At 48.8% G+C, this 15780-nt stretch carries 3 protein-coding genes and 1 riboswitch; all 3 genes read right to left on the bottom strand.

Annotated elements, in window-relative coordinates; genetic code table 11:
• Positions 1-26 precede the first annotated feature (26 nt).
• The 3 genes from LP667_RS05355 to metK all read right to left on the bottom strand — a co-directional run bounded on the left by LP667_RS05355 (position 27) and on the right by metK (position 15675).
• Positions 27-12470: a KxYKxGKxW signal peptide domain-containing protein gene (locus tag LP667_RS05355; protein ID WP_121018926.1), complete on the bottom strand. Its 12444-nt coding sequence runs from the start codon at positions 12468-12470 to the stop codon at positions 27-29.
• Positions 12471-12855: 385 nt separating this feature from the next.
• Positions 12856-14352: an MDR family MFS transporter gene (locus LP667_RS05350; protein WP_021731293.1), complete on the bottom strand. Its 1497-nt coding sequence runs from the start codon at positions 14350-14352 to the stop codon at positions 12856-12858.
• A 135-nt stretch (positions 14353-14487) separates the two neighbouring features.
• On the bottom strand, positions 14488-15675 hold the full coding sequence (metK, locus tag LP667_RS05345; RefSeq protein WP_021731292.1) for a methionine adenosyltransferase: 1188 nt from the start codon (positions 15673-15675) through the stop codon (positions 14488-14490).
• Positions 15673-15777, bottom strand: a riboswitch (SMK box riboswitch). (Overlaps the previous gene by 3 nt.)
• Positions 15778-15780 lie beyond the last annotated feature (3 nt).

Below are 15780 nucleotides of genomic sequence, written 5' to 3'. Positions count from 1 at the left end.
GCTATCAAATAGGCTTTTAAATGTGACTATTTCTGATTTTCCTCATCTTCGTCATCATCTTTACGACGCCGACCAAACAAGAAGAACCAACCACCAAGTCCGGCAGCTGCGATTGCAGTCAACAAGCCACCGAAAATTGTTCCAGCATTATTGCTTGTATCAGATGCAGTCTTACCATTCTCATCAGTATTACTTGAATTAATCTTATCATTCGTACTATCGGCATCAGTTGACTTCTTATCCTTATCAGAATCATCTTTGTCCTTTGAATCTGAATCAGTGTGATCAGAGGTTTCACTCGAACCCGTATCCACATTCTGAGCATTAGCAGCTGCGTAAACTACCGATGTTGCTGTAGTCCCTGCTGTTGTAGCTGCTCCGTCACTTGCAGGAGTTGCTACTGCCAATGTCGCAGCAGTTGCCGAGATACCACTAGTAGCTGCAGTTGAACTCAAGCTAGTTGTCCCTGAAGCAGTAGTGGTCGAACCTGTACCTGCCGTTCCAGAAGCTGCTCCTGTTGATGCCGTCGCGCTACCAGAACCAGTTGATCCGGTTGACCCAGTATTGCTCGAGCCATTTCCAGTAGATCCAGTGGTGCCACCAGAATTCCCGTTAGAATTGCTGTCACTCCCTGAACCACTGCCACTATTTGAATCAGAATCAGTAGTAGTATCTGAATCGCTGTCAGAGTCGGAATCACTATCCGAATCTGAGTCACTATCGGAGTTTGAGTCGCTGTCGAAGTCGCTATCCGAATCGCTGTCAGAGTCGGAGTCACTATCGCTATCTGAATCACTATCGGAGTCTGAATCGCTGTCGCTATCCGAGTCACTGTCGCTATCTGAATCACTATCGGAGTCCGAATCGCTGTCAGAATCAGAATCACTGTCTGAGTCGGAATCGCTGTCGGAATCTGAGTCACTGTCTGAGTCGGAATCGCTGTCGCTATCTGAGTCGCTGTCTGAGTCTGAATCTGAGTCACTGTCTGAGTCGCTGTCAGAGTCGGAATCGCTGTCGCTATCCGAGTCACTGTCAGAATCCGAATCACTGTCGGAATCTGAGTCACTGTCGCTATCCGAATCGCTGTCGGAGTCCGAATCACTGTCGGAATCCGAGTCACTGTCAGAATCGGAGTCACTGTCGCTATCTGAATCACTATCGGAATCCGAATCACTGTCGGAGTCTGAGTCACTGTCGCTGTCCGAATCGCTGTCGGAGTCCGAGTCACTGTCGGAGTCCGAGTCGCTGTCGCTATCAGAATCGCTGTCGGAGTCCGAGTCGCTGTCGCTATCAGAATCACTGTCGGAGTCTGAATCGCTGTCGCTATCTGAGTCGCTGTCAGAGTCTGAATCGCTGTCGGAATCCGAGTCGCTGTCGGAGTCCGAATCACTGTCGGAGTCCGAATCACTGTCGGAATCAGAGTCACTGTCGGAGTCGGAGTCCGAGTCGCTGTCGCTATCAGAATCACTGTCGGAGTCTGAATCGCTGTCGGAGTCCGAATCACTGTCGGAATCTGAGTCGCTATCGGAGTCGGAATCGCTGTCGCTATCCGAGTCACTGTCGGAGTCCGAATCACTATCGCTATCCGAGTCACTGTCGGAGTCCGAATCGCTGTCAGAATCGGAATCGCTGTCTGAGTCGGAATCGCTGTCTGAGTCGGAATCACTGTCGGAGTCCGAATCGCTGTCGCTATCTGAGTCGCTGTCGGAGTCGGAATCACTGTCGGAGTCTGAGTCACTGTCGGAATCCGAGTCACTGTCAGAATCGGAGTCACTGTCGCTATCTGAATCACTATCGGAATCTGAATCACTGTCGGAGTCTGAATCGCTGTCGCTATCCGAATCACTGTCGGAATCGGAGTCACTGTCGCTATCCGAGTCACTGTCTGAGTCTGAATCGCTGTCGCTATCCGAATCACTGTCAGAGTCCGAATCGCTGTCAGAATCCGAATCGCTGTCGCTGTCCGAGTCGGAGTCACTGTCGGAATCCGAATCGCTGTCGGAATCGGAGTCACTGTCGGAGTCCGAATCGCTGTCGGAGTCAGAGTCACTATCGCTATCCGAGTCACTGTCGGAGTCCGAATCACTGTCGGAATCGGAGTCGCTGTCGCTATCCGAATCTGAATCACTGTCGCTATCTGAATCACTGTCGGAATCCGAGTCACTGTCGGAGTCCGAATCGCTGTCAGAATCGGAGTCACTGTCGGAGTCCGAATCGCTGTCGGAGTCAGAGTCACTATCGCTATCCGAGTCACTGTCTGAATCGGAGTCACTGTCGGAGTCGGAATCACTGTCGGAATCTGAGTCGCTGTCGCTATCCGAATCACTGTCGGAGTCGGAATCACTGTCGCTATCCGAATCACTATCGGAATCTGAGTCACTGTCGGAGTCGGAATCACTATCCGAATCTGAATCACTGTCTGAATCGGAGTCACTGTCGCTATCCGAGTCACTGTCGGAGTCAGAATCGCTGTCTGAATCTGAGTCACTGTCGCTATCTGAGTCGCTGTCAGAGTCCGAATCACTGTCTGAATCTGAGTCACTGTCGCTATCCGAATCACTGTCGGAATCTGAGTCACTGTCGCTATCCGAATCGCTGTCAGAGTCCGAATCACTATCCGAATCTGAATCACTGTCGCTATCCGAATCGCTGTCAGAGTCCGAATCACTATCCGAATCTGAATCACTGTCGCTATCCGAATCGCTGTCAGAGTCGGAATCACTATCCGAATCTGAATCACTGTCGCTATCCGAATCGCTGTCAGAGTCGGAATCACTATCCGAATCTGAATCACTGTCAGAATCGGAGTCACTGTCGCTATCCGAATCGCTGTCAGAGTCGGAATCGCTGTCGGAATCCGAGTCGCTGTCGCTATCAGAATCACTGTCGGAGTCCGAATCGCTGTCGCTATCTGAGTCACTGTCGCTATCAGAATCGCTGTCGGAGTCGGAATCACTGTCGCTATCTGAGTCACTGTCGGAGTCCGAATCGCTATCTGAATCACTGTCTGAATCGGAATCACTGTCAGAATCCGAATCACTGTCGGAGTCTGAATCGCTGTCAGAATCTGAGTCACTGTCAGAGTCCGAATCTGAGTCGCTGTCGGAATCTGAGTCACTGTCGCTATCTGAATCGCTGTCAGAGTCGGAGTCGCTGTCGGAGTCCGAATCGCTGTCTGAATCGGAATCACTGTCGGAGTCTGAGTCGCTGTCGCTGTCTGAATCGGAATCACTGTCGGAGTCCGAATCGCTGTCGCTATCTGAGTCGCTGTCGGAGTCCGAATCACTGTCTGAATCGGAATCACTATCGGAGTCCGAATCACTGTCGCTATCTGAATCACTATCGGAATCGGAGTCGCTGTCTGAATCGGAATCACTGTCGCTATCTGAATCGCTGTCAGAGTCGGAATCGCTGTCAGAATCCGAATCACTGTCGGAGTCTGAATCGCTGTCAGAATCTGAGTCACTGTCAGAATCTGAGTCACTGTCTGAGTCTGAATCGCTGTCGGAATCCGAGTCACTGTCGGAGTCCGAATCACTGTCGCTATCCGAGTCGCTGTCAGAGTCTGAATCGCTGTCTGAATCCGAGTCGCTGTCTGAATCCGAGTCACTGTCGCTATCTGAATCACTGTCAGAGTCGGAATCACTATCGCTATCTGAGTCACTGTCGGAGTCCGAATCACTGTCAGAATCGGAGTCACTGTCGGAATCGCTGTCGGAGTCCGAGTCACTATCGGAATCCGAATCGCTGTCGCTATCCGAATCGCTGTCCGAGTCCGAGTCACTGTCGCTATCTGAATCGCTGTCGGAGTCCGAATCGCTGTCAGAGTCGGAGTCACTATCGGAATCGGAGTCACTGTCGCTATCGGAATCGCTGTCGGAGTCCGAGTCACTGTCGGAATCGGAGTCACTATCGGAATCCGAATCGCTGTCGCTATCCGAATCGCTGTCCGAGTCTGAATCGCTGTCCGAGTCGGAGTCACTGTCGGAATCGGAATCACTGTCAGAGTCGGAGTCACTGTCGGAATCGCTGTCGGAGTCCGAATCACTGTCAGAATCAGAGTCACTGTCGGAATCGCTGTCCGAGTCCGAGTCACTGTCAGAATCGGAGTCACTGTCGGAGTCCGAGTCACTGTCGCTATCTGAATCACTATCAGAATCGGAGTCACTGTCGCTATCCGAATCGCTGTCAGAATCTGAGTCACTGTCGGAATCGGAGTCACTGTCGGAGTCCGAATCACTGTCAGAATCGGAATCACTGTCAGAATCGGAATCACTGTCGGAGTCTGAATCGCTGTCGGAATCCGAATCGCTGTCAGAGTCAGAGTCGCTGTCTGAATCACTATCGGAGTCCGAATCACTGTCAGAATCGGAGTCACTGTCGCTATCCGAATCGCTGTCAGAATCTGAGTCACTGTCGGAATCGGAATCACTGTCGGAGTCCGAATCACTGTCAGAATCTGAGTCACTGTCGGAGTCGCTGTCGGAATCGCTGTCGCTATCGGAATCACTATCGGAGTCTGAGTCACTGTCAGAGTCGGAATCGCTGTCGCTATCGGAATCACTGTCGGAGTCTGAGTCGCTGTCGCTATCTGAATCGCTGTCGCTATCCGAGTCTGAGTCACTGTCGGAGTCCGAGTCACTGTCGGAATCGGAGTCACTATCGGAATCCGAATCGCTGTCGCTATCCGAATCGCTGTCGGAGTCCGAATCGCTGTCAGAATCGGAATCACTATCAGAATCGGAGTCGCTGTCGCTATCCGAATCGCTGTCGGAATCGGAGTCGCTGTCGCTATCTGAGTCACTATCAGAGTCGGAGTCCGAATCACTATCGGAATCAGAATCGCTGTCAGAGTCAGAGTCGCTGTCGCTATCTGAATCACTATCGGAGTCCGAATCACTGTCAGAATCGGAGTCACTGTCGCTATCCGAATCGCTGTCAGAATCTGAGTCACTGTCGGAGTCGCTGTCGCTATCTGAATCACTGTCAGAATCGGAATCACTGTCGGAGTCCGAATCACTATCTGAATCGGAATCACTGTCGGAGTCTGAATCGCTGTCGGAATCCGAATCGCTGTCGGAATCCGAGTCACTGTCAGAGTCCGAATCACTGTCGGAGTCTGAATCGCTGTCTGAATCTGAATCACTGTCGCTATCTGAGTCGCTGTCGCTATCCGAATCGCTGTCTGAATCTGAGTCGCTGTCAGAGTCCGAATCACTGTCGGAGTCCGAATCGCTGTCGCTATCTGAGTCACTGTCTGAATCCGAGTCACTGTCGGAGTCCGAGTCGCTGTCGCTATCTGAATCACTGTCGGAGTCTGAATCACTGTCTGAATCGGAGTCACTGTCGCTATCCGAGTCACTGTCGCTATCTGAGTCGCTGTCAGAGTCCGAATCACTATCGGAATCGGAGTCACTGTCGCTATCCGAGTCACTGTCGGAGTCTGAATCACTGTCGGAGTCTGAGTCGCTGTCGCTATCTGAATCACTGTCAGAATCGGAATCGCTGTCTGAATCTGAATCGCTGTCGGAGTCGGAATCGCTGTCGGAATCTGAGTCACTGTCTGAGTCCGAGTCACTGTCTGAGTCCGAGTCACTGTCTGAGTCCGAGTCACTGTCTGAATCGGAATCACTGTCTGAGTCTGAATCGCTGTCTGAATCTGAGTCGCTGTCGCTATCCGAATCGCTGTCGGAGTCGGAGTCGCTGTCGCTATCTGAATCACTGTCTGAGTCTGAATCGCTGTCGCTGTCTGAATCCGAATCGCTGTCGGAGTCTGAATCACTGTCTGAATCGGAGTCACTGTCTGAATCCGAATCACTGTCGCTATCCGAATCGCTGTCAGAGTCTGAATCACTATCCGAATCTGAATCACTGTCGCTATCCGAATCGCTGTCGGAATCAGAATCACTGTCGGAATCGGAGTCACTGTCGGAGTCCGAATCACTGTCGCTATCTGAATCGCTGTCAGAGTCGGAATCGCTGTCAGAATCTGAGTCACTGTCTGAGTCGGAATCGCTGTCAGAATCTGAGTCACTGTCTGAGTCGGAATCGCTGTCAGAATCTGAGTCACTGTCTGAGTCGGAATCGCTGTCAGAATCTGAGTCACTGTCAGAGTCGGAATCACTATCCGAATCTGAGTCACTGTCGGAATCCGAGTCACTGTCTGAGTCGGAATCACTGTCGCTATCCGAGTCGCTGTCGGAATCCGAGTCACTGTCTGAGTCGGAATCACTGTCGCTATCCGAGTCGCTGTCGGAGTCTGAATCGCTGTCGCTATCCGAATCGCTGTCGGAATCGGAATCGCTGTCGCTATCCGAATCGCTGTCGGAATCAGAATCACTGTCAGAGTCAGAATCGCTGTCGGAATCTGAGTCGCTGTCGCTATCTGAGTCACTATCAGAGTCGGAATCACTATCGGAATCAGAATCGCTGTCCGAGTCAGAGTCGCTGTCACTATCTGAATCGCTGTCGGAGTCGGAATCACTGTCAGAGTCGGAGTCACTATCGCTACCTGAATCACTATCGGAGTCAGAATCACTGTCGGAGTCGGAATCACTGTCAGAGTCGGAGTCACTATCGCTATCTGAATCACTGTCGGAGTCGGAATCACTGTCAGAGTCGGAGTCACTATCGCTATCTGAATCACTATCGGAGTCAGAATCACTGTCGCTATCCGAATCGCTGTCAGAATCGGAATCACTATCAGAGTCCGAATCACTGTCCGAGTCCGAATCACTGTCAGAATCGGAATCACTATCAGAGTCCGAGTCACTGTCACTATCGGAGTCAGAATCACTGTCGGAATCGGAATCACTGTCGGAGTCTGAATCGCTGTCTGAATCGGAGTCACTGTCGGAGTCCGAGTCACTATCCGAATCAGAATCGCTGTCAGAATCGGAATCACTATCGGAGTCCGAGTCACTGTCGGAATCGGAGTCACTGTCGGAGTCCGAGTCACTGTCGGAATCGGAGTCACTATCGGAATCCGAATCGCTGTCGCTATCCGAATCGCTGTCGGAGTCCGAATCGCTGTCAGAATCGGAATCACTATCAGAATCGGAATCACTGTCGCTATCTGAATCGCTGTCGGAATCTGAGTCACTGTCGCTATCTGAGTCGCTGTCAGAGTCAGAATCGCTGTCAGAGTCAGAGTCGCTGTCACTATCGGAATCGGAATCACTGTCTGAGTCTGAATCGCTGTCGGAATCTGAGTCACTGTCAGAGTCCGAGTCACTGTCTGAGTCCGAATCACTATCCGAATCAGAGTCACTGTCAGAATCGGAATCACTGTCTGAGTCCGAGTCGCTGTCGCTATCCGAATCGCTGTCGGAGTCTGAATCGCTGTCAGAATCGGAATCACTATCAGAATCTGAGTCGCTGTCAGAGTCCGAATCACTGTCTGAATCGGAGTCACTGTCTGAATCCGAATCACTGTCGCTATCCGAATCGCTGTCGGAGTCGGAATCACTATCCGAATCTGAATCACTGTCGGAATCGGAATCACTGTCAGAGTCGGAGTCGCTGTCGGAGTCAGAATCACTGTCGCTATCCGAATCGCTGTCTGAATCGGAATCACTGTCAGAGTCAGAATCGCTGTCAGAGTCAGAGTCGCTGTCGGAGTCACTATCGCTATCCGAATCGCTGTCGGAATCGGAATCACTATCCGAATCAGAGTCACTGTCGGAGTCCGAATCACTGTCATCGCTATCTGAATCATCTTCGATAACATTGGCAGCTAAGTCCGCATAATAGCCAGCATCTTCAGCCGCGCTAGAAGCTTTCTTCTTAGCTTCAGATGCCTCAGAAGCTTTCTTCTTAGCTTCTTCCGCATAACTTGACGCAGCGGAATTATCTCCGGCTGCTTCAGCAGAATCCGCAGTTGACTGTGCAGTAGCAGCGTTAGAAGCTGCCGTTGAAGCTGCTGTAGCTGCAGATTGTGCATCAGAAGCCGCAGCAGTTGCTTGTTCCGCATATGAACTAGCAGTTGAATTTTTATCCGAATATTCATTTGCGATATTCGCGTACGAACTAGCAATCGAACCGTATGAAGTTGCCTGATCAGCATAATTTGCAGCTTCACTTGCTGCAGAATCTGCTGCTTCAGTTGAAACAGCATTAACTGTCAGATAAGCGCGACCTAACGTCACAGTTGAAGTCGTTGTCGTACCGTTCGTGGTATTAGTACCAGTGATAAGCAAATAATAGTAGCCAGATTGACCAACCGTTAGATTGGATAAATTAAGTGTCGCACCATTTTGTCCACTCAGCGCGACCCCATCACCAGTCGCAGTTTTTGAGTAGTACCATTGATAAGTTACGTTTCCAGTACCAGTAGTTGAGCCATCTGGAACCCATGTCAGATCACTACCAGCATCAATCGTCTTATCATCAAGTCCACTACCAATTGTAATCGTCTTCGATGATGAATAACTCGTTCCATCCGCATTAGTAATTGTAACCGTAATCGTAACTGTTCCATTGGCAACAACTGTCAAAAGTCCAGAATCATCAATGGTTGCAATACTTGAATCACTAGTCGTCCAACTGATGGTTCCAGTCGCATTTCCTGGATTAGTTGTTGATGTAAACTGACTGGTGACTTTATCATTGGAACTACTGGAGCTGTTGGTTGGATTAACAATGTAATCATCACCTGAAATGTCAATATCAGTTGCTGGAATATTACTGTTATAAACATCAACTTCAGCTAAGTTACTTGCAAAGGTATACGGCGTAACTATTCCTAACAGATCCCATGAATAGCTTTGAACTGCTTGGAACAATAACGATCCAGTGTAACTACCTTTAACAACCACTGTCAGTGAACTGCTAGTAGACAAGAACCCTGCGTTGCCACTAGTCGTATAAGAATCAATCACATTATTTGATACAGCCCAGTCCAACGAACGCCAAGTCCCGTTAACTTGAACATACCAAGTTGTACTTGAAGAAATGGCCACGCCGCCAAGTCCAAGCGCTGATGATGCAGATAACGTGAAAGTCCCACCGGAAACGGTTGATGTCACCGCCGCTGGTTGGGTCTTCATTCCACCTGAAATAACAATTCCAAGAATGGTAAGTGCATCGCCTGTATTCGTACTCTTATATGAATTAGTATTGTTCGAATAATTTGTCGCTGCACTTGCAGCAGAAGTGCCATAAGAAGCATTCGTAGTCGCCAAAGTTGCATATGAAGCTGCTTCACTAGCGGCTGCCGAAGCATTAGTTACATATGAGCTTGCCGCTGCGTAATCACCAGCTACAACTGCCGAAGAAGCCTGACTGGTATATTGTGCAGCCATTGCAGCAGCCGATGATGCCGCCGCAGCGGCCCCCATCGTTGTCGTTGCATAACTATTGGTCTGAGCCACATATGAAGCACCCAAGGTTGTGTTAGAAGCATACTTTGTAGTTAGTGAATTGGCAACACTGGAAGCCGCTGCTGCTGCCGATGATGCCACTGCTGCGGCGCTTGATGCCGCCGTCGCGATAGAATTATAATAGCTCGATTGTGCTTCCACTACCGTTTGCGTAATAGCGCTGGCGGCACTTGAAGCGGCAACCAGTTCATCAGTTGCATATGACAACCGTAGCGCCGCATATCGCTGTTGCAATGCAGCAGACGTATAGTTACCATCAGTTGCGTACGAAGCAGCTAAGCTTGCCGCATCACTAGCCGCTGCCGCATACGAACTGGCAGCAAAAGCTGCAGAACTAGCGGCCGCATTATAGCTACTAGTTGCGCTAGTGTTAAATGATGATCCAGCAACATTATAGGCGTTAGCGGCATTAGCAGCATAGGATGCCGCTAATGATGCTTGATCACCCGCCACATTTGCCGACGATGAGGCCAACGTTGCATAACTGGAGGCCAAGTAATCAGCAGCAGAATCGCCACCATCTTCATCAACTGCATTCGACAAAGCTTGATTTAAGCTATCCATCGCATCAGATGCTGCACTACTTGCCGAGCTAGCATACACGGACACTATGTTTGCATAGCTAGCAGCAGTTGCTGCCCAAAAACTAGCACTCATATATGCGCCCTTGGCCTCGTAAGAAGCCGCACTAGAGCTAGCATCGGCCGCTATACTTGCTGCTCCTGATGCCACAGAAGCGTACGAACTAGCTGCGCTATATGATGCGTTGGCGTTGGTCATATCAGCACTTGCCAATGAACCCGTCAAGTTGGCCGAAGAACTAGCAGCCGCAATGGCACTACTTGCTGCGGCCGCTTGTGACGCGGCTACTGATGCGGCACTATTCGCTTGACTAGCATAACTACTTGCAATGTCGGAATAATTTCCTTCCGGATTAGTTACCACAACTGTGATTACATTACCAGCAGCCCGGTACGTTCCTGTTCCCAATACACCCGTAGTTCCTGTTGCGACTGCTTGATAATAATAAGTCCCTGCGGTTGTAGTAGTTACGGAATATGTTGCAGAGTTGGCCCCTGCAATAGTCGTCCAACTACTACCATCAGTCGACATATACCAAGTATAAGTTGGAGTGCCATAGAAAGTCGTACTATTCTTAAGCGTGTTAGTAATCGTGATCGTATCACCGACTGACACACTTTCCGTACTAGTCGCTGTTGTTAATGTTGCATTAGAACTTGCCACCTGTTGTCCACTAACATTAGTAGAAAACTTAGCTGCCAACGTTGCGTTGGAAAGCGCCGTTGAAGCATAGCTAGCAGCTAATGATGAAGCTGATTGTGCGACCCGCGCATATGAATCAGCCGTACCAGGGTCACTAGCACTAACGGCAGCAACAGCGGCCGAACTGGCAACCGCATAAGCTGAGGAAGCAGAACTGGCGGCCGTAGCCGCACTAGAAGCATAAACCGCTGCCTGTGTCCCGCTCTGATTTGCAGCGACACTGGCCGCACTTGAAGCCGTACTCTTAGCCGTGTTAGCAACGTTTGCACTAGATGAGGCTGCACTAGCTAAATCACTAATAGCCGTGCTGTTTGCAAAGCTAGCTGCCGAAGTTGCTGTACTTGCGGCGGTACTCCCTGTTGCGTAGTTATTAGCAGCATCATTTGCGGCTGACGAAACGGCCGCATATGCGGTGCTGGTCGCTTCATAGTCATTATTAGTTGCATTGCTACTTGTTGATAAGTAAGCAGATGAGGCTACTGCGGCGGCCGCAACTGCATTGGAAGCAGCGGTCGAAGCAACTACAGCTGCACTAGAAGCAGCCGTATACGCTGACGAAACGGCCGTATTGCCTTTATCATACTGCATTGCCAAATAAGCACTATTGGCTGCTTCAGCTGCTGAGCTAGCTGCTACCGTGGCAGAAGATGCCGCACTTGAGGCGGCGGAATAATTGCTACTTGCTAAACTAACTAAACCTTGGGTAGCAGCACTGCTGGCTGTTGAAGTCGCCGTTGAGGCCAACGCTGCATATGAACTAGCTGCAGAGGCGGCGCTACTTGCTAAATTATTAGCATCCGCATAAGCTAGTGTATTTTCAATGGCTGAACCAACATGATTATCTAATGCATCTAAGTACATATTTGCAATACTATTATAATGCCGGGCCAAATCAGCCGCATTTAAGGCTTCTTGGTAGGCACTTTGTGCGGCACTGACTGCAGCCTGCGTCGTTAGGTTGGTGACCAAACTAGCATAACTGCTGGCAAGTGTCGCGTATGAATCTGCTAATGAAGCCGATGATGAAGCCGCATTAGCAGCCGTACTATCGGTGTTTGAACTCGCTGAAGATGCTGAATATGCCGTAATTCCGGCCGTTTCAGCAGCAGCCTTTACACTATTAGTCGTGCTAGTTGCCGCAGCAACACTGCTGGCCGTCGTAGTCGTACTTGTCGAATCAGCCGCATTTGAACTACTACTTGTGGCCGCACTATCCGTACTGCTTGTCGAACTGCTTGCTGAACTAGCACTAGCGTCATCAGCAGTGCTTGAGCTAGCAGATGTTGCACTATCACTACTTGAACTAGCGCTATCACTCGAAGAACTAGTCGTCTTGCTAGCGCTACTACTTGCTGTGCTTGACGTTGTCGTCGCACTAGTTGTACTCGTTACACTTGACGAACCGGTATCGGAATTACTGCTATTATCAGTTTCGTTTGATGAATTGGCATCGGAATTGCTACTATTATCAGTTTCACTGGAAGAAGATGACGAAGCTACCGTACTACTCGTGCTTGTTGCGCTCACACTAGAGGTACTACTTGCCGTTGAAGCAGCCAGTGCCGCCGCACTCGCTGCTGCCGAGGCAACCGCATCCGTCCCCGAACTCGCACTACTTGTCGCACTACTCGTTGCGTCACTACTACTAGTATCCGCTGAGGCCGTATCTGCATGCGCCATCAACTGGGGAGCACTAGTCAATACAAACGATGCCATGGCCGTAAATACCCAGGTACGGCCAACTTTGAACATCTTGTAGTGGACGTTGGGATCTCCTCTAAAAGATTTATGTCTCAGAAATTTCATGGTTTTGCCTTCCTTCTCTAACCTAATCAAGCCCGTTCATATATGATACAAACTATCCATATAGCGTGTTATTGGTATACACCGTTAATCGTTAGGTTGTACGTTAATAATACTATGATTAAATGCGTTTGCCAATAGTTGACACCGTCAATCTTGTTATGCTTTTCCTATTCAAGCTAATCAGACTTTTACAACATAAATAATATTAATGAAAACGAGTGCTACAGGGTTCCCAAACCCCATAACACTCGTTAAATGACTTAAATTTTATTTATACTACTTTCCAGAAAAAATATTTTACTTTTTTAAAATTATTTTATAAGACCATCAAATTTGCACTGATCCATAACCGCTACTAACAATAAATCTATTAATTTTGACATCACTAATGTTGATTCAAATCAGCCGCATGCTGAGCCGCTGTTTTTTGCGCTCCCCGGTCCAAACTATTCACAACAAATGCTAAAATAACTAGCGCTAGTCCAATCAAATAGACCCAGTGAAGCCCAGTGTACAGAATACGATGTAACGTTGGTAATAACCGACTCGGCAATTCAGTCGCTGTCTGCGGGTTGATTAACTTATTCATCATCGCCATGTTTGTCCCAGCATGGTGCTGAATTCCTTGGTTCATCCCAACATTCAGGGCAATCCCAAAAATTGAAATCATCAACGTCTGACCAATTGTTCGGCTCAACGTGTTAAATGACGTTGCAACCCCAACATTTTCTGCTGGTACTAAGTGTTGGGACGTGACCGTCGTGGCAGTAATCGTAATACCAAACCCGATGCCCCCAATGGCAGTAATCAAGAAGAACCATAGGAACGGTGTCGATACTGGCAACCATGCCAAGCAAATACTCGTCACTAAGATAAATGACAAGCTTAAATACAAGATACGTCGTGGTGCCCACTTAGCTAATAAGCGACCAGTCACAAATGAACCAACAATCCACATTAATGAGCTAGGCGTGACCGCAAAGCCGGCTAAGGAAGCTGGCACTCCTAGAATCCCCTGCGTCCAGGTGGGGATATACACTTCTACGGCCATCAAAAAGCCACTAACTAGTGCAGCCACCGCATTTTGAATAATGAACGTGTGATTCTTAAACAGATCCATTGAGATGACTGGTTCATCCGTACGACTTTCCCGACGAATAAATAGCCACAAACTCAGCGCACTGATAAGCCAAGACAACCCAACCGCTAACCAACTAATTGTCGCGTTACCTAGCAATTGAAAACTCAACATCAAACAGAGTAAAAAGAGCATTAACCAGAGACTACCGAGATAGTCGACCTTAACATGATTGTGCCGTTTGGGTTCCCGCAAATAGAATTGGAACAAGAACAAAGTAATTAGGCCGACCGGTACATTAATGAAGAAAATCCAATGCCAGCTGAGTTTGTCAACGATCAACCCCCCAATTAAGGGTGCCAACACTGACGCGATCCCCCACGCTGAACTATTGAAACCAAGTACTTTAGCGCGCCGCTCAAACGAATAAATATCGGCAATGATTGTCATCGAGACCGGCATCAGGGCCCCGGCACCAATTCCTTGAATCGCCCGCCAAAAAATAAGTACGGGCATGGAATTAGAAAGGCCACTCATCATTGACCCGACAATAAAGATAATTAAGCCAGCTTGCATCACGGGTTTACGACCCACCAAATCTGTGAGTTTTCCGTAAATCGGTGTCATCATCGCATTGGTTAACAGGTAGATTGAAAAGACCCAGTTCATCAATGAGACCCCGTGTAGATCGCCAACGATCGTCGGTAGTGCCGTCGATACAATGGTTCCTTCGATTGCACTCATAAACGTAGCGACGTAGATTGCAATCGTGACAGCGATGACGTTAGTTTTCCGTTGTTGCATTTTACCAATTCTCCTTCTCTTTTACGATTACAAAACTTAATCGAATTAAAACAGTCCGCAAAAAAAGCGCCCTTGAAAACAAGGTCGCTTTTAGCGTCGAGTACCTACAGACCGTAATGACTTAACATTACCGGATTATTCAAATGCTACTTTTAAGGCATCAACCTTATCAGTATGTTCCCATGGCAAGTCAATATCAGTCCGACCAAAGTGACCATAAGCCGCGGTTTGCCGGTAAATCGGTCGTTGCAAATCCAACATCTCGATAATCCCTGCTGGGCGTAAATCAAAGTTCTGACGAATGGCGTCAATTAACGCTTCATCACTAACTTTACCCGTTCCAACAGTATCAACTGCAATTGAAACAGGTTCGGCAACACCGATGGCATAAGCCAGTTGCACTTCAACTTGATCGGCCAGCCCAGCTGCCACCACGTTTTTGGCAATATAGCGTGCCGCGTAACTAGCAGAACGGTCCACCTTGGTGGCATCCTTTCCAGAGAAAGCACCGCCACCATGATGAGCAAAACCACCATAAGTATCAACGATAACTTTCCGACCGGTCAAACCAGCATCCCCTTGAGGGCCACCGATGACGAACCGGCCCGTAGGATTAACCAAGTACTTGGTTTGGTCATCTAACAAATCAGCTGGTAACACAGCTTTAATCACTTGTTCAATGACTGTTTGCCGAATCGTATCTAAGTCAACGTCAGGATCGTGCTGTGTCGATAGAACCACGGTATCAATCCGTTGTGGCTGGTTAGCTTCATCGTATTCAACGGTAACTTGGGCCTTGGCATCCGGACGTAACCATTTAATGGTCCCATCTTTCCGCAGTGCTGCAATTTTACGCATTAAGCGATGGCTCAACGCGATTGGTAATGGCATCAATTCAGGTGTTTCGTTAATGGCATAGCCAAACATCATGCCTTGATCACCGGCACCAATTTGATCTAATGGGTCAGCATCACCCGTACGCGTCTCTAAGGAATCATCGACCCCTTGCGCAATATCTGGTGATTGTTCATCCAATGAAACGAGGACGGCGCAGTTGTCACCGTCAAAGCCGTATTGACCATCAACATAGCCAATCGACTTGATCGTGTCACGCACGACCTTTTGAATATCAACATAGGCCTTGGTCGAGACTTCACCGAAGACCAGCACTAACCCAGTAGTTACTGAAGTTTCAACAGCTACCCGTGCTTGTGGATCCTGTGCCAACATGGCGTCCAGGATAGCGTCACTGATTTGGTCAGCAATCTTATCAGGATGACCTTCAGAGACAGATTCAGATGTAAATAAGTGTCTTTCACTCACAATAAATTCCCCCTTGATAATTTCGGTTACAAGGCATCTAAGTCCGATCCATTCTAATTGAACAGACATAACTTATCCTTTCGGGAACGGCTCATAACTATATAA

Origin of the sequence: Lactiplantibacillus paraplantarum, from assembly GCF_003641145.1 — a bacterium.
Classification (GTDB): domain Bacteria; phylum Bacillota; class Bacilli; order Lactobacillales; family Lactobacillaceae; genus Lactiplantibacillus; species Lactiplantibacillus paraplantarum.
This window is presented reverse-complemented; position numbering and strand designations above follow the sequence as displayed.